Raw genomic sequence first — 19816 nt, 5'->3', positions numbered from 1 at the left:
GAACTTAAAAAAGAACAGGAACAATATACTAAGTAACTTCAAATGATTGGCATGAGGTAATGCAAGAGGGGCAGAGGAAAACGAAATTTAACAGATATCAAAATATTTATGTTGATTCCTATATCATCCTTAAAATCATGGAATTACGGAATAAAAAACAATTCGCCACTTACAGGGATACGACCGAGATACGTGTAAAAATAGGTCACAGTGATGTTCTTCCATCTCATAGCCCTGATACGTAAGAAGTGTCCGAAAAAGTTGTACGCTCCATTTTTGGAGAGTGTTAAACGGAGGGAGTGGTGTTTTTCGTATCTTCCAACTTTTGAGCTATCAAATCCGGTCGATAATTTGTTTGTTTCAGCAACTTCGACAAATTTTCTTTAGGAAGTATCGAGACATAAGCAATTAACCTAATAAAGTGAAACTTCAATCAGTGGGGGTTTTCGCACTTCCCCCACTGATTGTTAGTTGAACGAATCGGGCTTTTAGGGGCAGTTAATCCCTCACCTAAAATTACCCCTTAACCTGCGATAAATGGACAAATCAAATGTAAAACTCTTTTTATTCTTGCGCTAAATCTAATATGCCATTACCTACAGCTCGTTTAGGATACTCAAGAGCAACTGTTCTTTTAATTAATTGAGCATAAATTTCATCCTCAGATAATGTTCTTTCAAATTCTTTTTCACTGTGTTTAATAATCAATGCAGCTGCTCCTGAAACATGTGGAGTTGCCATTGAAGTCCCACTCAATGTTGCATATTCTCCATTTATATAAGTTGATAAAATTCCTTCTCCAGGTGCAACCAAGTCAACATTCTTATTCGATTCACTAAACCTCGATGCTTTTTTATTTAAATCTACTGCACCGACTTCTACAACTTCTTGATATGATCCTGGATACGATAGCTCAATTGAACCAGGATCATTATCTCCACCATTTCCAGCGGCGCAAACAACTAATATTTCTTTATTTACTGCATTTTTTACAGTCTTATGAAGTTCTGGTACATCTTGACGTCCCCCTAAAGACATAGAGATCACTCGTACTTTCTCACCATTTGGACCTTGCCAGTTTGCCGCATAATTAATCCCATTTATTATCCACTCATACGCTCCGGAACCTTGTTTTCCAGCCAAAACTTTAACGATCAGTAATTTTGCTTTTGGAGCAACACCTAGAACACCTTTCTGATTTTCAGTTGCTGCAATTGTACCTGCTACATGAGTTCCATGCCCGGAATAATCAGTGAAATTATTTGGGTCGCTATTATCATCTGTAGTAAAATTTCTTCCTTCAATAATACGGTCTTGTAATTCAGGATGATCGGCTTGGCAGCCTGTATCTAGTACAGCGACCACAATGTCCTCACCCTTTTCACCTTTCTCCCATGCAGCTGGAGCATTAATAAGATTCACACCTGCTGGTATCTCTTTTACTTGATCAACAACTGATACAACTTCAAATGGAATTAAATTTACTTCATTCGTTTTTACATTGCTATTACTCATTATTTTCACCTCTAAAATTTTATTAACTTTCTTACCCGAGATTAATTTGTCCACATAAAATCTTAATATACTTTTCTTTTGCTTTTATTTGATTGCATCTTTTCCTTTATAATCTCAAATATCACCCACTTCTAATTAATGAGTTAGATAAATGACACTAAAGTCTATTTCAGACCCAAACTCAGGAAAATCAATAAAAGGATTTCTATTTCCTTGTAGTTCAAAAATGGCTTGGTTACGATGCTTTTCATATTTAGAATCAGGTGGGAATTCAGTATGCCATTTCAGAAGTAACGGTATGTCAGTTTCCCTTTCATGTTCAATAGAGATTTTATCAGGATAACGTAATAGAAAGTAAAGACTAGCCCTTGCAACCATCCCTTTTCCATATTCAGGTTCAAACTCATTTGAATTGCTCTTGCCCATGCCACACTCTTCTATCTCTTTGTTCACTCTAATTGCTTCTGGATTATATTCAGGAAAATCACGATATTGTTTATTTCCTCTAAAAGAATTACAATCCTTTTCACAATAAAATAGATGATGCATGTCCCCACGCATTGGCTCTTTCTTAGAGAACCATGATTGAGGGACTACATGTTCAATGTTTAATAATTCTCCATTTTCACCAGGGACTATATTAGAAATAGCGGGATTTTCCAGTTCACTTTGAATCACCATCTCAGGGTCTGCTTGCTTCCCTGAGTAGAGGCTTTTATACTTACCATCTGGATGAAGGTCTACCCATGTTTCCAAGTGATGACCACTTTGGTTATAACTGAATTGTTTATGATGTGTTGTTTTAAATAAATTGTGAAGCGATTTAAATAATTCTTTACCGTTTGAATTGTGAAATTTAATACCTTGATAATATTGATTAATATCTTGCTGATTTTTCTCTTCGTCAAAATATTCTCTTTCATTTCGAGCAATTCTCTCTTGATTCTCCCTTAGAATCTTTAATTTCTCATTTAAATCTTTTTCTACCATTGTTCTATAATTTAAATCCTCATTTTGCATTGATAAATCACTCTGTAAATTCATTTATTTTCCTCCCTTTTTCTATCCATGAAGCCATGTTTCTACTACAAAAGATGCAAGAAAATACATGGAAGTTATATTTATTTCAACTTGATGTTTGTTTAAATTTCTTTTCCTCTATCCCCCTTCCTTACAAAGAAACGGATAAGCCTTTCCTTTTGAGTTGAATATAAATTAATCTACCCCCTAACATAATTCCCCTAAATTTTTCTTTCTATGTTCATAAACGTCAGTAACTTAGACACGGTTATCCCTAACCGGGTGACCCTAATATTAAAAGCCATTGAATAGTAAATTTCCTCGCGCAAGTACAGGATCAATATATCTGTAAAGAAATAACAGCGAACGATTTGAAGACCGAACTGTTTAAGTGTTTGTATAAGAGAGAAGTCATTTTTCCGCAACAAAAAACCCCTTCCTTAAAATAATACGAAAGAGGTTGAACGTCGCCCAAGCCAGTTTAAAAAGGTTTATTTTCTTCAGTCTTACACAGTCTTTCTTTATACAGTGTTAAAACTATGTATATATTTCGCTGTTTAGCCTCTTTTTTTGTTTTAAAGCCGGATTTAGTAATTTGTCTCCTTTTGCCGGTCACTGGATCTTTTGCGACGTTAACCATGTAAGCCCATTTGTCAGCTGCTAACAAGGTAGAAGATGCTATAGCAAACGGTGGAGTGTTTCAGGAAAGCAACATAACCTTTGAAGAATTTGCTACTAAATGGTTAAGCTATTATGGAAACCAAGTAAAAATTAGTAGCGTTCGAGCGCGCAAGATAGCGATGAAACACCTTATATCTTCGTGGCAAAATACTCCTTTGAAAAAGATTACAAGGCATATGTACCAAACTCGCATAGATGAATTAAGCAAACAATTTAGCCATAACTATATTGACAGTATCCATACGACGGGAAACATGATCTTCAAGCATGCTATCAGGCAAGACTTGATAAAGACAAATCCAACCTATGGTTTTGTCATGCCAAAAAAGCATGTGACTGTTGAGGATATCGAGGAAGATGAGGTTAAGGAAAAGTTTCTTGAGTTAAATGAACTGAAAACCTTTCTACGTATCACAAAAGAACAAGGATTATATCTAGACTATCTATGTTTTGTTACTTTGGCATATACCGGTATGCGCTTAGGCGAAATGTTAGCATTAAAATGGACAGACTTGGACCTTACTAAGAAAACTATAAGAATCACCAAAACATACTATAATCCAAATAACAAAAGTACAGGTTTTCAACTCCTAACCCCAAAAACAAAAAAGTCAATCCGCACAATCATGATTGACGATGGACTTGTCGCCTTATTCAAAGCACACAAGCGTGAGCAGATGGAATTGAAAATGAAACAACGGTTAGTATATAAGGATCAAGATTTCATTTTTGCTGAAAACATCGGGCATCCAAGGGTTATGAAGCAAGTGGTATTGCGTTTACAGCGTTTAATAAAGCATTTGGATGTAGACAAGCATATTACCCCCCACAGCTTTAGACATACTCATACATCCCTTCTCATTGAAGCTGGGGCAGGCGTAAAAGAGATTCAAGAAAGAATAGGGCATTCAGATATAAACACGACGATGAACATATACGCTCATATGACTAAAAATATCGAAGAAAAGACCTCCCATAAGTTCAGTGAACTTACGAAAGGTCTCCTCTAATTGGTGAAGTAAAGTTGTTTCAAAAATTGAAAGTTAGCAAAAGGTTAGCATTTCACTAATCTCCACCCTACAAACCCCTATATATCAAGGGTTCAAGGCGATGATTACATCATGCCGCCCATTCCGCCCATTCCGCCCATATCAGGCATGCCCATGCCGCCAGCGCCAGCAGGTTCTGGTTTGTCAGCAACAACAGCTTCTGTCGTTAAGAACATAGCTGCTACAGAACCAGCGTTTTGTAGAGCTGAACGAGTTACTTTAGTAGGATCGACTATACCGGATGCAATCATGTTGACCCATTCGCCAGTAGCTGCGTTGAAGCCAGTACCTACTGCTTCGCCTTTAAGGCGCTCTACGATTACAGAGCCTTCAAGTCCAGCGTTGTGTGCGATTTGACGTACAGGCTCTTCGATGGCACGAAGAACGATTTTCACGCCTGTTGCTACGTCGCCTTCCGCTTGAATTTCAGCGATTTTATTGTATACGTTAAGAAGTGCTGTACCACCACCGGCTACGATACCTTCTTCAACAGCGGCACGAGTGGAGTTCAATGCATCTTCAATACGAAGTTTACGTTCTTTTAATTCTGTTTCAGTAGCTGCACCGACTTTGATTACCGCTACACCACCAGCTAATTTAGCAAGGCGTTCTTGTAATTTTTCACGGTCGAATTCAGAAGTTGTTTCTTCTAACTGAACACGGATTTGGTTTACACGAGCTTGAATTTGAGCTGTATTTCCAGCACCTTCAACGATCGTTGTATTTTCTTTTGTAACAACCACTTTAGACGCACGGCCTAATGAATCGATTGTTGCAGATTTAAGGTCAAGACCGATTTCTTCAGTGATTACTTCGCCGCCTGTAAGAGCTGCGATGTCTTCAAGCATTGCTTTACGACGGTCACCGAATCCAGGAGCTTTAACCGCAACTGCGTTGAATGTTCCACGAAGTTTATTCACAACAAGAGTTGCAAGCGCTTCGCCTTCTACATCTTCAGCAATCAATAATAGCGGTTTCCCTTGTTGAACAACTTGCTCAAGTACAGGAAGGATTTCTTGGATATTCGTGATTTTTTTATCTGTGATCAAGATGTATGGATTTTCTAGGACAGCTTCCATTTTATCTGAATCAGTAACCATGTATGGAGATGCATATCCACGATCGAACTGCATACCTTCTACAACGTCCAATTCAGTAGTGAAACCTTTTGACTCTTCGATTGTGATGACGCCGTCGTTACCAACGCGCTCCATTGCTTCAGCAATCAGTTGGCCCACTTCTTCATCAGCTGAAGAGATGGCAGCAACTTGTGCAATCGATTCTTTGTTTTCAACAGGTTGGGAAATGGCTTTCAATTCTGCAATTGCAGTATTGACCGCTTTCTCGATTCCTTTACGGATACCCATTGGGTTAGCACCAGCTGTTACGTTTTTAAGACCTTCACGGATCATGGCTTGTGCAAGAACCGTTGCAGTAGTTGTACCGTCACCAGCTACGTCGTTTGTTTTGCTTGCTACTTCAGCAACCAATTTCGCACCCATGTTTTCGAATGCATCTTCGAGTTCGATTTCTTTAGCGATCGTCACACCGTCATTAGTGATAAGCGGTGAACCGAATTTTTTCTCAAGAACCACGTTACGACCTTTTGGTCCAAGCGTTACTTTAACTGCATCTGCAAGTGCGTCCACACCACGAAGCATGGAGCGGCGTGCTTCTTCACTAAATTTAATTTCTTTAGCCATTTATAAGTACCTCCCTAAAATTTAAGAAAATTTTCGTTCAGTTAAGTATGATGTATAATTAGCCGATTACAGCTAGAATGTCGCTTTCACGTAAAATTAAGTATTCAGTATCTTCGTATTTAACTTCAGTACCTGCATATTTTGAGAAGATAATTAGATCGCCTTGGGCAACCTCTAAAGCAACACGTTCGCCATTTTCAAGGACACGGCCAGTACCAACAGCTACTACCTTACCTTCTTGTGGCTTTTCTTTTGCAGTATCAGGAAGAACAATACCGCTTGCAGTTTTTTCTTCAGATTGAACTAGTTCAATAATAACGCGATCACCTAATGGTTTTAACAAGTGAAACAACCTCCTCATATTCTCTTGATAATTTGTTTCATGATTATTAGCACTCTTCATCATCGAGTGCTAACACATTTATAATATTAAATAAACCGAGCCTTTTTTGCAAGTATCTTATCGAAAATTTTTTATTAATTTCTGATAAATTACGGGTATACTACTTTAGCATAATGATTCTTTTAACAAAGTGACTGAAATGTTTGATTAGGGGTACCTTTAAGTGGTGTTATGCTTCAATATTTGATACCATTTTGGAGTATGCGTTTATTGATTGTCCCCATATTTGGAACGTTCTAAGCGAAATGGGTGACAAAATAAAAGGAGTTTTCATTTTTGAAAAAAGAATATTGGTTCGTCATCATCACTTACATTGCCATGCAATTATCCAGTATCGTTGGGGTACCCATTTTCATGTTGATCGGGTCTTCAATTGGAATGCCTGCTGATGAACTCCAAGTGAAGTCTGCAGCATACTGGATCGTATTCAGCTTTCTCGTTGCTCTATCCTTGATTCTTTTTTTAATAAGAAAAGATATGAGGGAAAAGGTGGACACAAGGAATCAAGATTCTATTCCCATGTCCATATTATGGGCAATAGCAGGAGTGTTCATGGCTCTTTTTGCGCAAAGCATTGCCGGGAGCATTGAACAGATGCTTGGAGTGGAGCCTGAATCTGAAAATACGCAGCAGCTCATTTCACTCATTTACCAAGTCCCCATGGTCATTTTCGTCACTTCAGTAATTGGACCTATATTGGAAGAAATCATTTTCCGGAAAATCATTTTCGGATCACTTCATAAACGCTTTAACTTCTTTATTTCAGCTTTACTCAGTTCAGTTATTTTCGGCTTGGCGCATGGTGAATTGGAACATCTTCTTTTATATTCGGCAATGGGCTTCACCTTTGCTTTCCTTTATGCGAAAACGGGCCGCATCCTCGTGTCCATTAGCGCTCATGTTGCGATGAATACGCTTGTTATCATCCTTCAAGTGGTATATCGGAAAGATATTGAGAAGATGATAGATACTGCACAGGCATTCATCGGAGGTTTATTATGAAACGTCAATCACCATTATTCATGGGCATCATCTATGCAGGCTTAGGAGCTCTTTTTACCGCTATCGCGATTCAAACCGTCAGTTCTACAGGATGGGGAATCTTTGCCTACATACTTGTACTGATCGCGACCCTGGACTTTGGATCGGGATTACGCATGATCATGCTTCACTTTAAGATTAAAGCCGCCCAAAAAAATAAGAAAAAATAAAAAACGCTGCTATAACGCAGCGTTTTTTTCATTCCTCCAATGCAGCTTCTTCCATTACAGGATAATGTTTCAGAAAATAGATGAGCGACTGAAGCTCCACAGCCAGGTCAATATGATGAACCCTTATGGATGGAGGTACTGTCAGCCGTGCAGGTGTGAAATTCAATATTCCTTTTATATCGGCTTTGACTAGACGATCGGTTATCGTCTGGGCTACCTGGGCAGGCACTGTCAAAATAGCCGCAGTAATATTATTTTCCTGCAATAGTGTATCGATTTGATCCATATGGTAGATTGGCACATCAGCTATTTGCTTGCCGACCTTATCTTCAGAGACTTCGAATGCCATTTCAATCTTCGTATTATTATTTTTCATGAAATTGTAATTTAAAAAAGCGGTCCCTAAATTTCCTACCCCGATTAAAGCGACTTTTGTCAATTCATCCTGATCTAGTGTTTTTCTAAAGAAGGATAATAAATAATTGACATTGTAGCCGTAGCCTTTTTTCCCAAGCGCGCCAAAGTAGGAAAAATCACGGCGAATGGTAGCAGAATCCACTTTTACGGCTTCGCTTAGCTCTGCCGAGGAAACTCTTTGTTTGCCTGAGGAATGTAAGTTTTTTAAAAATCGATAATACAATGGCAACCTTTTGGCTGTTGCCTGCGGTATCTTTGGGTCATGGTTCATCATTCTTCCCCGCCTTCACACATGCTTTTCAACTTAATCTCTATCTGTTTGTTTTACTTGTCTTTTATAATCGTTGCTAGAAACTCCGCCTGTTTTCTCCACTAAGAATGTAGGCCCGATTACCATTCCCTTATCAATGGCCTTACACATGTCATAAATAGTCAAGGCAGTCACGGATGCAGCTGTTAACGCTTCCATTTCCACACCTGTACTCCCTTTTGTCTTAGCTTCCGTTTCAATCCTAAGCCTATATCCTTGATCTTCCTTTTCCCAATCAAAGGCTATATTGACCCCTTGCAGAGCAATGGGGTGGCACATCGGAATTATATTGGATGTATTCTTGCTGGCCATTATTCCTGCAACTTGTGCAACAGCCAGTACATCACCCTTTTTCATTTTCTGGTTCGTGACCAATTCATATATTTCATCGTTCAATAAAATGCTCGATTGAGCTATAGCCGTCCGGGTTGTTTCAGGCTTAGCACTCACATCAACCATTTTGGCCCTGCCTTGCTCATTAAAATGCGTTAAGTCTCCCATTTAAGTAACCCCTCCTAAATCATACACTATTATTCCACTTTATGTAACAGCTTGTTTTAGCTTGGAACCAAGCTGTTGCCGATAATAACTAAAATAAGTTACACTAACAATAATCAATTGAGGTGAAATCTATGATTTTATTACAAATCAATCAACTATCGAAATATTATGGAGCTGAACTTATTTTATCAAATATGAAGCTCGAAGTTCAAAATAAAGATCGAATTGCACTTGTTGGCCGTAATGGCGCCGGGAAATCCACTCTGCTAAAAATCATAGCCGGGCAAATTTCCCATGATGGCGGTGAAATAATCAAACCAAAAGGCGTCACCATCGGCTATATGGCCCAGGATACGGGACTGGAATCCGAACTTACCATTTGGGATGAGATGCTGACAGTATTCAAGGACCTTATAGAGCAAGAAAAAGAACTGCGTCGCCTTGAGGCCGATATAGCCAGACCTGACATCTTTGAAAACGAAGTAATTTACCAAAAAGTGTTGAATGAATATGACACTTTGATGGTAGCATTCAAAGAGAAGGGCGGTTATCAATATGAAGCGGATATCCGTTCCGTATTGCATGGACTTCAGTTTGCTGACTTTGACTATTCTACCCCAATTTCCACTTTAAGCGGTGGGCAAAAAACTAGACTCGCTTTAGGGAAACTGCTTTTAAGGAAACCGGATATATTGATTCTGGATGAGCCAACGAACCATTTGGATATCGAAACCCTCTCTTGGCTTGAGCAATATTTACAAGGCTACCAAGGAGCTGTTCTTATTGTTTCCCATGACCGCTATTTTCTAGATAAAGTCGTAAACCAGGTATATGAAATTTCCCGGAACAACATGAAAAAATACTATGGTAATTATAGTTCTTACCTAGAAGGCAAAGCGGAAGATTATGAGCGGGACATGAAGCTTTTCGAGAAACAACAAGGGGAAATCGAAAAGCTTCGCGACTTTGTCCAACGCAATATCACAAGGGCTTCCACCACGAAAAGAGCACAAAGCAGACGCAAACAGCTCGAAAAGATGGATGTTTTGGACAAGCCGCAAGGTGATGAAAAATCCGCAAATTTTTCATTCCAGATTGAAAAGCAAAGCGGAAATGAAGTGCTTCACCTTCAGGACTTGGCTATCGGCTACGAAGGGGAAATGGTATCAAAAAATATAAATTCCCGGATGACAAAAGGAGAGAGCATAGCTCTTGTTGGCCCAAATGGCGTTGGAAAATCAACGTTATTGAAAACGATCATCTCTAGACTGCCTGTACTTTCCGGGGATTTCCGTTTCGGAACGAACGTCGAAGTCAGTTACTACGATCAGGAACAGGCTAACCTTGTTTCCAATAAACGCGTACTCAATGAATTATGGGATGACTATCCCCTTAAACCGGAAAAGGACATACGCACCGTACTCGGTAATTTCCTTTTTAGCGGGGACGATGTTTTAAAAACCGTTTCCACACTAAGCGGCGGCGAAAAGGCCCGGCTTGCTCTAGCCAAAATGATGATGGAAAAAGGGAACTTTTTAATTCTTGATGAACCAACGAACCATTTAGACCTCGATAGTAAATTGGTGCTTGAAAACGCATTGATCGATTATCCGGGAACTATTCTTTTCGTTTCACATGACCGTTATTTCATTAATCGGATAGCAACGAAAGTGATCGAGCTCTCCAAAGACGGCAACGAAGAATTCCTCGGTGATTATGATTACTATGTGGAGAAGAAACAGGAGCAAGCGGAAATCAAAGCACTTGAAGAGGAAAATCAAGCGAAAACCTTAGATGTATTCGTAGAAAAAACAAATTATAAAATCGATAAAGAAGCAAAAAAAGCTGAACGTCAGCGAAAACGGCGCATTGAGGATATCGAGGCTGCCATGGAGCTTCTTGAAACCGAAATAAACGAGTATAATGAACTACTTTGTGACCCAAATGTTTTCCAAGATCATGAGAAAGTAATGGAAGTCCAAACAAAGCTTGATAAAGCACAGGAAAAATTAGACCGGCTTCTCGAAGAATGGGCTGAGCTGGAAGAATGACAATTGACCGAGTCAAATGACTCGGTCTTTTCTTTTTCAGGTAAAATGTTTCGGAAAGTTATCCACAAACTTGTTAACAAATCACTTACCGTTTACTAGGGATTAATTTGAGTTATGCACATTATCCACAGAAACATATCCACTTATCCACAAAACCACCCATTTATACACATCCAGTATGATTGTCAAAAAAACTTTATCCACAGAATATTCTATTTTTTTATTAAAGACGATAAAAAGGCAGGATGCCGAAGTTCGGAATCCTGCCTTCTCGTCAATCAAAATGCTTCTATATCCAATCCAGGATTTCCGTTCAAATCCAATCCAGAGCGCTTTCCTTTTTCAAACATGACACTGCCAGCAGCACCGATCATGGCCGCATTGTCCGTACAAAGGTAGAGGGGCGGAATCGATATATCCATAGGTAAATCCTTAAAAGCTTCCGTTAACGCTTCCCTCAGGCCTTTATTTGCGGCAACTCCTCCCGCAAGCAGTACCTGCTTCACATTATATTCCTTTGCAGCCTTTACAGCTTTCATTACAAGCACTTCTATAACGCTTGCTTGGAAACTTGCCGCTAGATCTTTAGGTTCAATTTCTTCCCCGCGCTGTTCTGCATTATGCAAAGTGTTGATTACTGCTGATTTCAACCCACTGAAAGAAAAGTCATAGCTGCCATCCAACCATGCCCGGGGCAGTTTCAAAGTTGGTGAGCCTTCTTGCGCAAGCCTATCTATATGCGGTCCACCAGGATAAGGGAGCCCCAAAGTTCGAGCCACTTTATCATACGCCTCTCCTGCTGCATCATCCCGCGTCTCCCCTATCACCTTGAAAGAACCCGGTTCTTCTAAAAGCACCAATTCCGTATGACCTCCCGAAACGACTAAAGAAAGGGCAGGATATTGGATTTCCTGAATAAGTCTATTTGCATAGATATGGCCCGCAATATGATGCGTACCAACAATCGGGATTCCATGTGCGAAAGCTACAGCCTTAGCTGCATTCACGCCTATTAATAGTGCCCCTACAAGTCCGGGGCCTTCTGTAACGGCAATGGCATCCAAATCTTCATATGTCACACCTGCCTGGAGCAGTGCCTCTTCAAGAACAATCGTAATTTGCTCTACATGGTGACGGGAAGCTATTTCGGGCACGACACCGCCAAAACGTTTATGGCTTTCTATTTGTGAAGCCACGACATTGCTCAGTATTTCTGTTCCATTTTTTATGACAGCTGCAGCAGTTTCGTCGCAGCTGGTTTCAATTCCTAATATAAGTTGATCTGTTTTCATGAAAAATTCACCCACATAACATAAGCATCTTCTTGATTATCTGTATAATAATTTTTCCGGATTCCACCCATTTGGAAACCTAGTTTTTCGTAAAGTGAGATGGCGACTGCATTACTGACACGAACCTCAAGCGTCATCCTCACCACACCCATCGCAATGGAGATTTCAATCATCTTCCTGAGCAAGGCTTCTCCAAGCTTTTGCCCTCGGTATTCAGGTAAAATAGCAATATTGGTAATGTGCGATTCATCAATGACGATCCACGCACCGCAATAACCGGCAATTTTCCCCTCATCCTCTATCACCATGTACACAGCATATTGATTATGATTCAATTCATTAAAAAAGGCTTCCCGGCTCCAAGGCAATGTAAAGGACTGCTTTTCCACGTTAAGCACTTGGTCGATATCTTCCGTTTTCATCTTTCGGAACGTCAATGTTTTACTCATAATAATCGGTCGCTTTCCTTTTTTATTTCCCCTGCTGTTCAAGCCACTTAGCTTCTGCTTCAGCCATACGAATATAATTCGGTACAAACTGGTGAACATCCACTTCGTCCTTCTCAAGACCAATGAAAGCAAGTTCGCTTGGTCTTGAGTTAAAGGACTGTACCGGAGCAAATACTGCTAAATTGCCCAATGCATCCGTAATAGCATCCCGATGGATATCCACATCTTGACCAACAAATAAAACGGGACGATTTAATTCCTTCAATCGAATCGCCCACTCAGAGGATAGAATATTACAATCTTCCATGACTGTTTTTAACAAATCGTTTTCCATTTCATATAATCCAGTATAAATCTGCCCTCTTCTTGCATCGAACAAGGGAGATATCAACCCGTTAAAATAACGTCCATTGGCTGCTAAAACTTCCAAACTGGATACACCTGATAACGGAATCTGAAGCGTCCATGCCAAGGTTTTCGCAATCGTCACACCAATCCTGACGCCTGTATAGGAGCCTGGACCTTGAGCGACCACTATCTTTGTCAATTCCTTAGGATTAGTATCACAATCACTTAGCAGCGTTTCAATTGCTGGCATTACCCGAACCGAATGATTTTTCTTTAGGTTCGTCGTATACTCACCAATTACTTGACTCCCGTTTACCAGTGCAATCCCTAATGTAAAATTCGATGTATCTATAGCTAAAACCTTCATCAAATAATCTCCTTACATAACGTTACATATCGTTCGCCTTTGGCCTCTAAGACAATACGCCTGCTTGTATCACTAAGACGATAAATATATATGGTCAAGATTTCATCCGGGAGATGATCCTTTATTAAATGGGCCCATTCAACGACAGTCACACCATCACCTTCAAAATATTCATCAAAGCCTAAATCTTCTTCTGATTCACTTACCCGATATACATCCATATGATATAAAGGCAGTCGCCCCATGTATTCCTTTATTATCGTAAAGGTAGGGCTATTTACTACTCTAGTTACACCTAATCCTTTAGCGAGCCCTTTTGTGAATGCCGTTTTTCCTGCACCCAGGTCACCTTCTAAAGCAAGTACATCACCACTCGAAAGTTTTTGTGCCAATTCATGCGCAAATTGCGCCGTTTCTTCTTCACCCTGAGAAATCCATTCAAAATGTTGCATATATCAATCACCTTTATCGTTATTAGGAAAACGTCCTATAGTTCATATCAAGAGAACCATAAACGCAGTATTATCGAACAATAACCATTCTATATGTAGTTTACCTTGTTTCAAAAGAAGAAACAAATAAGTTAGGGACATAATTATTCGAATTTCGGATAAAACAAAAAAACGAAACCTAAGTTTCGTTTTTTTCATGATTGCGGGGACAGGATTTGAACCTGCGACCTTCGGGTTATGAGCCCGACGAGCTACCGGACTGCTCCACCCCGCGACGGTATAAATGCTACTTTTATAAATTTAGTATTCCCATTTTCTCAAAAAGGATAAGAAGATTATAGCTTGGCGGCGTCCTACTCTCACAGGGGGAAACCCCCAACTACCATTGGCGCTGAAGAGCTTAACTGCCGTGTTCGGAATGGGAACGGGTGTGACCTCTTCGCTATCGCCACCAAACATTTAATCTTTTTTCAGTACATTTATTATCATATCATGTATGAGATCAAAATGCAAGAAGAAATTTTCATTCCTTCAAAACTAGGTAATAGGAAGGTATTTCATTTTTTTAAAGCGTTGGTTAAGTCCTCGATCTATTAGTATCAGTCAGCTCCACATGTCGCCACGCTTCCACCTCTGACCTATCAACCTGATCATCTTTCAGGGATCTTACTAGCTTGCGCCATGGGAAATCTCATCTTGAGGGGGGCTTCATGCTTAGATGCTTTCAGCACTTATCCCGTCCGCACGTAGCTACCCAGCTATGCCTTTGGCAAGACAACTGGTACACCAGCGGTGCGTCCATCCCGGTCCTCTCGTACTAAGGACAGCTCCTCTCAAATTTCCTGCGCCCGCGACGGATAGGGACCGAACTGTCTCACGACGTTCTGAACCCAGCTCGCGTACCGCTTTAATGGGCGAACAGCCCAACCCTTGGGACCGACTACAGCCCCAGGATGCGATGAGCCGACATCGAGGTGCCAAACCTCCCCGTCGATGTGGACTCTTGGGGGAGATAAGCCTGTTATCCCCGGGGTAGCTTTTATCCGTTGAGCGATGGCCCTTCCATGCGGAACCACCGGATCACTAAGCCCGACTTTCGTCCCTGCTCGACTTGTAGGTCTCGCAGTCAAGCTCCCTTGTGCCTTTACACTCTACGAATGATTTCCAACCATTCTGAGGGAACCTTTGGGCGCCTCCGTTACTCTTTAGGAGGCGACCGCCCCAGTCAAACTGCCCACCTGACACTGTCTCCCACCCCGATAAGGGGCGCGGGTTAGAATTTCAATACAGCCAGGGTAGTATCCCACCAACGCCTCCACCGAAGCTAGCGCTCCGGCTTCTCAGGCTCCTACCTATCCTGTACAAGCTGTACCAAAATTCAATATCAGGCTGCAGTAAAGCTCCACGGGGTCTTTCCGTCCTGTCGCGGGTAACCTGCATCTTCACAGGTACTATAATTTCACCGAGTCTCTCGTTGAGACAGTGCCCAGATCGTTACACCTTTCGTGCGGGTCGGAACTTACCCGACAAGGAATTTCGCTACCTTAGGACCGTTATAGTTACGGCCGCCGTTTACTGGGGCTTCGGTTCAAAGCTTCGCTTGCGCTAACCTCTCCCCTTAACCTTCCAGCACCGGGCAGGTGTCAGCCCCTATACTTCGCCTTGCGGCTTCGCAGAGACCTGTGTTTTTGCTAAACAGTCGCCTGGGCCTATTCACTGCGGCTTTTCCGGGCTATTCACCCTAAAAAGCACCCCTTCTCCCGAAGTTACGGGGTCATTTTGCCGAGTTCCTTAACGAGAGTTCTCTCGCACACCTTAGGATTCTCTCCTCGCCTACCTGTGTCGGTTTGCGGTACGGGCACCTTACATCTCACTAGAGGCTTTTCTTGGCAGCGTGGAATCAGGAACTTCGGTACTATATTTCCCTCGCCATCACAGCTCCGCCTTAATGGAAACGGGATTTGCCTCGTTTCCGGCCTAACTGCTTGGACGCGCATATCCAACAGCGCGCTTACCCTATCCTTCTGCGTCCCCCCATCGTTCAAACGATGTATAGGTGGTACAGGAATATCAACCTGTTGTCCATCGCCTACGCCTTTCGGCCTCGGCTTAGGTCCCGACTAACCCTGAGCGGACGAGCCTTCCTCAGGAAACCTTAGGCATTCGGTGGAAGGGATTCTCACCCTTCTTTCGCTACTCATACCGGCATTCTCACTTCTAAGCGCTCCACCAGTCCTTCCGGTCTGACTTCAACGCCCTTAGAACGCTCTCCTACCATCGACACCTAATGGTGTCAATCCACAGCTTCGGTGATACGTTTAGCCCCGGTACATTTTCGGCGCGGAGTCACTCGACCAGTGAGCTATTACGCACTCTTTAAATGGTGGCTGCTTCTGAGCCAACATCCTGGTTGTCTAAGCAACTCCACATCCTTTTCCACTTAACGTATACTTTGGGACCTTAGCTGGTGGTCTGGGCTGTTTCCCTTTCGACTACGGATCTTATCACTCGCAGTCTGACTCCCAAGAATAAGTATTTGGCATTCGGAGTTTGACTGAATTCGGTAACCCGTTGGGGGCCCCTAGTCCAATCAGTGCTCTACCTCCAATACTCTCATCTTGAGGCTAGCCCTAAAGCTATTTCGGAGAGAACCAGCTATCTCCAGGTTCGATTGGAATTTCTCCGCTACCCACACCTCATCCCCGCACTTTTCAACGTGCGTGGGTTCGGGCCTCCATTCAGTGTTACCTGAACTTCACCCTGGACATGGGTAGATCACCTGGTTTCGGGTCTACGACCTCATACTCATTCGCCCTATTCAGACTCGCTTTCGCTGCGGCTCCGTCTTATCAACTTAACCTCGCATGAAATCGTAACTCGCCGGTTCATTCTACAAAAGGCACGCCATTACCCATTAACGGGCTTTGACTACTTGTAGGCACACGGTTTCAGGATCTATTTCACTCCCCTTCCGGGGTGCTTTTCACCTTTCCCTCACGGTACTGGTTCACTATCGGTCACTAGGGAGTATTTAGCCTTGGGAGATGGTCCTCCCTGCTTCCGACGGGATTTCTCGTGTCCCGCCGTACTCAGGATCCACTCAGGAGGGAACGAAGTTTCAACTACAGGGTTTTTACCTTCTTTGACGGACCTTTCCAGATCACTTCATTTACCCCGTTCCTTTGTAACTCCATGTTGAGTGTCCTACAACCCCAAGAGGCAAGCCTCTTGGTTTGGGCTAATTCCGTTTCGCTCGCCGCTACTCAGGAAATCGCATTTGCTTTCTCTTCCTCCGGGTACTTAGATGTTTCAGTTCCCCGGGTCTGCCTTCAGTACCCTATGTATTCAGGTAAAGATACTGTTCCATTACGAACAGTGGGTTTCCCCATTCGGAAATCTCCGGATCAAAGCTTACTTACAGCTCCCCGAAGCATATCGGTGTTAGTCCCGTCCTTCATCGGCTCCTAGTGCCAAGGCATCCACCGTGCGCCCTTTCTAACTTAACCGTTAAAAAGATCTTACAGATGCTTTGAAAAAAATTAATTGCCTTCTATCTATTATCTAGTTTTCAAGGAACAAAGCAGAAAGAATCCATCACATCGTGATGTTTTTCTTCCCTATCTGAATGAATTACTCATTCAAAACTGAACAAAACAAAAGCGCTCTCGTAATTATCCTTAGAAAGGAGGTGATCCAGCCGCACCTTCCGATACGGCTACCTTGTTACGACTTCACCCCAATCATCTGTCCCACCTTAGGCGGCTGGCTCCATAAAGGTTACCTCACCGACTTCGGGTGTTACAAACTCTCGTGGTGTGACGGGCGGTGTGTACAAGGCCCGGGAACGTATTCACCGCGGCATGCTGATCCGCGATTACTAGCGATTCCGGCTTCATGTAGGCGAGTTGCAGCCTACAATCCGAACTGAGAATGGCTTTATGGGATTCGCTTACCTTCGCAGGTTTGCAGCCCTTTGTACCATCCATTGTAGCACGTGTGTAGCCCAGGTCATAAGGGGCATGATGATTTGACGTCATCCCCACCTTCCTCCGGTTTGTCACCGGCAGTCACCTTAGAGTGCCCAACTGAATGCTGGCAACTAAGATCAAGGGTTGCGCTCGTTGCGGGACTTAACCCAACATCTCACGACACGAGCTGACGACAACCATGCACCACCTGTCACTCTGTCCCCCGAAGGGGAAAGCCCTATCTCTAGGGTTGTCAGAGGATGTCAAGACCTGGTAAGGTTCTTCGCGTTGCTTCGAATTAAACCACATGCTCCACCGCTTGTGCGGGCCCCCGTCAATTCCTTTGAGTTTCAGCCTTGCGGCCGTACTCCCCAGGCGGAGTGCTTAATGCGTTAGCTGCAGCACTAAAGGGCGGAAACCCTCTAACACTTAGCACTCATCGTTTACGGCGTGGACTACCAGGGTATCTAATCCTGTTTGCTCCCCACGCTTTCGCGCCTCAGTGTCAGTTACAGACCAGAAAGTCGCCTTCGCCACTGGTGTTCCTCCAAATCTCTACGCATTTCACCGCTACACTTGGAATTCCACTTTCCTCTTCTGCACTCAAGTTCCCCAGTTTCCAATGACCCTCCACGGTTGAGCCGTGGGCTTTCACATCAGACTTAAGGAACCACCTGCGCGCGCTTTACGCCCAATAATTCCGGACAACGCTTGCCACCTACGTATTACCGCGGCTGCTGGCACGTAGTTAGCCGTGGCTTTCTGGTTAGGTACCGTCAAGGTACCAGCAGTTACTCTGGTACTTGTTCTTCCCTAACAACAGAACTTTACGACCCGAAGGCCTTCTTCGTTCACGCGGCGTTGCTCCGTCAGACTTTCGTCCATTGCGGAAGATTCCCTACTGCTGCCTCCCGTAGGAGTCTGGGCCGTGTCTCAGTCCCAGTGTGGCCGATCACCCTCTCAGGTCGGCTACGCATCGTCGCCTTGGTGAGCCATTACCTCACCAACTAGCTAATGCGCCGCGGGCCCATCTATAAGTGACAGCCGAAACCGTCTTTCCATCTTCTCTCATGCGAGAAAAGAACGTATCCGGTATTAGCTCCGGTTTCCCGAAGTTATCCCAGTCTTATAGGCAGGTTGCCCACGTGTTACTCACCCGTCCGCCGCTAATCTCAGGGAGCAAGCTCCCATCGATTCGCTCGACTTGCATGTATTAGGCACGCCGCCAGCGTTCGTCCTGAGCCAGGATCAAACTCTCCGAAGAAATGTTTGACTTGCTCATTTTGCTTTTTTGATAGTGTGTGCTCACTTAAAATTTAACGTTGGCGCTTTGTTTTGTTCAGTTTTCAAAGAGCAATAATAATAATGGAGCGGGTGAAGAGAATCGAACTCTCATCATCAGCTTGGAAGGCTGAGGTTTTACCACTAAACTACACCCGCATTTAATTTTTAAGATATTTTCAGAAAGAATGGTCGGGAAGACAGGATTCGAACCTGCGACCCCTTGGTCCCAAACCAAGTGCTCTACCAAGCTGAGCTACTTCCCGTAAAATATGGTGCGCCCGGCGGGAGTCGAACCTACAACCTTCTGATTCGTAGTCAGATGCTCTATCCAATTGAGCTACGGGCGCTAATTTCTATGATGTTATTGGTGCGGCCGAGAGGAGTCGAACCTCCACGGGGTTTCCCCCACTAGGCCCTCAACCTAGCGCGTCTGCCATTCCGCCACGACCGCGAAAGCGACTTTGTAAGTTTAACACCTTTTCAACTTGGTGTCAAGAAGAAAATTATCAGTGCGGGTGAAGGGACTTGAACCCCCACGCCTTGCGGCGCCAGATCCTAAGTCTGGTGCGTCTGCCAATTCCGCCACACCCGCGAAAATAAATGGTGAGCCATGAAGGATTCGAACCTTCGACCCTCTGATTAAAAGTCAGATGCTCTACCAACTGAGCTAATGGCTCCAAATGAAAATGGCTGGGCTAGAAGGGATCGAACCTTCGCATGACGGAATCAAAATCCGTTGCCTTACCGCTTGGCTATAGCCCATTAATCAAATACTAATTAACAGCCAGGTTAATA

15 protein-coding genes, 8 tRNA genes and 3 rRNA genes are annotated in these 19816 nt (G+C 42.9%); 4 read left to right on the top strand and 22 right to left on the bottom strand.

Annotation, left to right across the window (positions count from 1 at the left end):
- Window positions 1–564: 564 nt before the first annotated feature.
- The 3 genes from QUF94_RS27215 to QUF94_RS29170 form a co-directional block, all read right to left on the bottom strand.
- The gene (locus QUF94_RS27215; protein WP_289318777.1) at window positions 565–1515 is read right to left on the bottom strand and encodes a S8 family peptidase; all 951 of its coding nucleotides are present in this window, start codon (window positions 1513–1515) and stop codon (window positions 565–567) included.
- A gap of 135 nt (window positions 1516–1650) precedes the next feature.
- Window positions 1651–2559, bottom strand: a complete 909-nt coding sequence (locus QUF94_RS27210; protein ID WP_289318776.1) for an endonuclease I family protein — start codon at window positions 2557–2559, stop codon at window positions 1651–1653.
- A 457-nt stretch (window positions 2560–3016) separates the two neighbouring features.
- Window positions 3017–3175 (bottom strand): Arm DNA-binding domain-containing protein, encoded by a 159-nt coding sequence (locus QUF94_RS29170; protein ID WP_289318775.1) that lies wholly within the window; start codon window positions 3173–3175, stop codon window positions 3017–3019.
- Between the two features lie 10 nt (window positions 3176–3185).
- Between QUF94_RS29170 and QUF94_RS27200 the strand changes: the two genes are divergently transcribed.
- Window positions 3186–4226: a tyrosine-type recombinase/integrase gene (locus QUF94_RS27200; protein WP_289318774.1), complete on the top strand. Its 1041-nt coding sequence runs from the start codon at window positions 3186–3188 to the stop codon at window positions 4224–4226.
- A 104-nt stretch (window positions 4227–4330) separates the two neighbouring features.
- Here the strand turns inward: QUF94_RS27200 and groL are convergent, their stop codons facing one another.
- Both groL and groES read right to left on the bottom strand, forming a co-directional pair.
- The gene (gene groL, locus QUF94_RS27195) at window positions 4331–5968 is read right to left on the bottom strand and encodes a chaperonin GroEL (RefSeq protein ID WP_063235581.1); all 1638 of its coding nucleotides are present in this window, start codon (window positions 5966–5968) and stop codon (window positions 4331–4333) included.
- 58 nt (window positions 5969–6026) lie between these two features.
- Window positions 6027–6311, bottom strand: coding sequence for a co-chaperone GroES (gene groES, locus QUF94_RS27190; protein ID WP_053348954.1), 285 nt, complete (start codon window positions 6309–6311; stop codon window positions 6027–6029).
- A 336-nt stretch (window positions 6312–6647) separates the two neighbouring features.
- Here groES and QUF94_RS27185 point away from each other — a divergent pair, with 336 nt between their 5' ends.
- Together QUF94_RS27185 and QUF94_RS27180 are read left to right on the top strand one after the other, a co-directional pair.
- Window positions 6648–7373 carry a CPBP family intramembrane glutamic endopeptidase gene (locus tag QUF94_RS27185; protein WP_289318773.1) on the top strand — a complete coding sequence of 242 codons (726 nt, stop codon included), beginning with the start codon at window positions 6648–6650 and terminating at the stop codon, window positions 7371–7373.
- Entirely contained in the window at window positions 7370–7582 is a 213-nt protein-coding gene (locus QUF94_RS27180; RefSeq protein WP_289318772.1) for a YdiK family protein, read from the top strand. The genes QUF94_RS27185 and QUF94_RS27180 overlap by 4 nt, the downstream gene beginning before the upstream one ends.
- 28 nt (window positions 7583–7610) lie before the next feature.
- On the opposite strand, the gene QUF94_RS27175 is transcribed toward QUF94_RS27180, so the two are convergent.
- Together QUF94_RS27175 and moaC are read right to left on the bottom strand one after the other, a co-directional pair.
- A complete protein-coding gene (locus tag QUF94_RS27175) occupies window positions 7611–8273 on the bottom strand; it encodes a redox-sensing transcriptional repressor Rex (protein WP_289318771.1) in 663 nt (220 codons plus the stop codon).
- 30 nt (window positions 8274–8303) lie between these two features.
- Window positions 8304–8810, bottom strand: coding sequence for a cyclic pyranopterin monophosphate synthase MoaC (gene moaC / locus QUF94_RS27170; protein ID WP_289318770.1), 507 nt, complete (start codon window positions 8808–8810; stop codon window positions 8304–8306).
- A gap of 131 nt (window positions 8811–8941) precedes the next feature.
- Here moaC and QUF94_RS27165 point away from each other — a divergent pair, with 131 nt between their 5' ends.
- Window positions 8942–10861 carry an ABC transporter ATP-binding protein gene (locus QUF94_RS27165; protein ID WP_289318769.1) on the top strand — a complete coding sequence of 640 codons (1920 nt, stop codon included), beginning with the start codon at window positions 8942–8944 and terminating at the stop codon, window positions 10859–10861.
- Between the two features lie 278 nt (window positions 10862–11139).
- On the opposite strand, the gene tsaD is transcribed toward QUF94_RS27165, so the two are convergent.
- The 15 genes from tsaD to QUF94_RS27090 all read right to left on the bottom strand — a co-directional run bounded on the left by tsaD (window position 11140) and on the right by QUF94_RS27090 (window position 19783).
- Window positions 11140–12153, bottom strand: coding sequence for a tRNA (adenosine(37)-N6)-threonylcarbamoyltransferase complex transferase subunit TsaD (gene tsaD / locus QUF94_RS27160; protein WP_289318768.1), 1014 nt, complete (start codon window positions 12151–12153; stop codon window positions 11140–11142).
- Window positions 12150–12602, bottom strand: a complete 453-nt coding sequence (gene rimI, locus QUF94_RS27155; protein ID WP_289318767.1) for a ribosomal protein S18-alanine N-acetyltransferase — start codon at window positions 12600–12602, stop codon at window positions 12150–12152. The genes tsaD and rimI overlap by 4 nt, the downstream gene beginning before the upstream one ends.
- A 22-nt stretch (window positions 12603–12624) precedes the next feature.
- The gene (gene tsaB, locus QUF94_RS27150; RefSeq protein ID WP_289318766.1) at window positions 12625–13317 is read right to left on the bottom strand and encodes a tRNA (adenosine(37)-N6)-threonylcarbamoyltransferase complex dimerization subunit type 1 TsaB; all 693 of its coding nucleotides are present in this window, start codon (window positions 13315–13317) and stop codon (window positions 12625–12627) included.
- Window positions 13317–13769 carry a tRNA (adenosine(37)-N6)-threonylcarbamoyltransferase complex ATPase subunit type 1 TsaE gene (tsaE, locus tag QUF94_RS27145; protein ID WP_289318765.1) on the bottom strand — a complete coding sequence of 151 codons (453 nt, stop codon included), beginning with the start codon at window positions 13767–13769 and terminating at the stop codon, window positions 13317–13319. Before tsaE ends, tsaB begins: the two co-directional genes overlap by 1 nt.
- 200 nt (window positions 13770–13969) lie before the next feature.
- Window positions 13970–14043 (bottom strand) — tRNA-Met (locus QUF94_RS27140).
- 66 nt (window positions 14044–14109) lie between these two features.
- A 5S ribosomal RNA gene (gene rrf, locus QUF94_RS27135) occupies window positions 14110–14225 on the bottom strand.
- A gap of 117 nt (window positions 14226–14342) precedes the next feature.
- Window positions 14343–17275: ribosomal RNA gene (locus tag QUF94_RS27130) — 23S ribosomal RNA — on the bottom strand.
- A 175-nt stretch (window positions 17276–17450) separates the two neighbouring features.
- Window positions 17451–19001 (bottom strand): 16S ribosomal RNA (locus QUF94_RS27125).
- The 16S, 23S and 5S rRNA genes sit together here with 8 tRNA genes alongside, the layout of an rRNA operon.
- Before the next feature lie 102 nt (window positions 19002–19103).
- Window positions 19104–19177, bottom strand: a tRNA-Gly gene (locus QUF94_RS27120).
- Window positions 19178–19207: 30 nt separating this feature from the next.
- Window positions 19208–19284 (bottom strand) — tRNA-Pro (locus QUF94_RS27115).
- Window positions 19285–19291: 7 nt separating this feature from the next.
- Window positions 19292–19368: transfer RNA gene (locus tag QUF94_RS27110), tRNA-Arg, on the bottom strand.
- Window positions 19369–19386: 18 nt separating this feature from the next.
- Window positions 19387–19472: transfer RNA gene (locus QUF94_RS27105), tRNA-Leu, on the bottom strand.
- Window positions 19473–19531: 59 nt separating this feature from the next.
- Window positions 19532–19613, bottom strand: a tRNA-Leu gene (locus QUF94_RS27100).
- A gap of 9 nt (window positions 19614–19622) precedes the next feature.
- Window positions 19623–19698 (bottom strand) — tRNA-Lys (locus tag QUF94_RS27095).
- 10 nt (window positions 19699–19708) lie between these two features.
- Window positions 19709–19783 (bottom strand) — tRNA-Gln (locus QUF94_RS27090).
- Window positions 19784–19816 lie beyond the last annotated feature (33 nt).

This window comes from Peribacillus sp. NJ4 (assembly GCF_030348345.1).
GTDB lineage: Bacteria > Bacillota > Bacilli > Bacillales > DSM-1321 > Peribacillus.
This window is presented reverse-complemented; position numbering and strand designations above follow the sequence as displayed.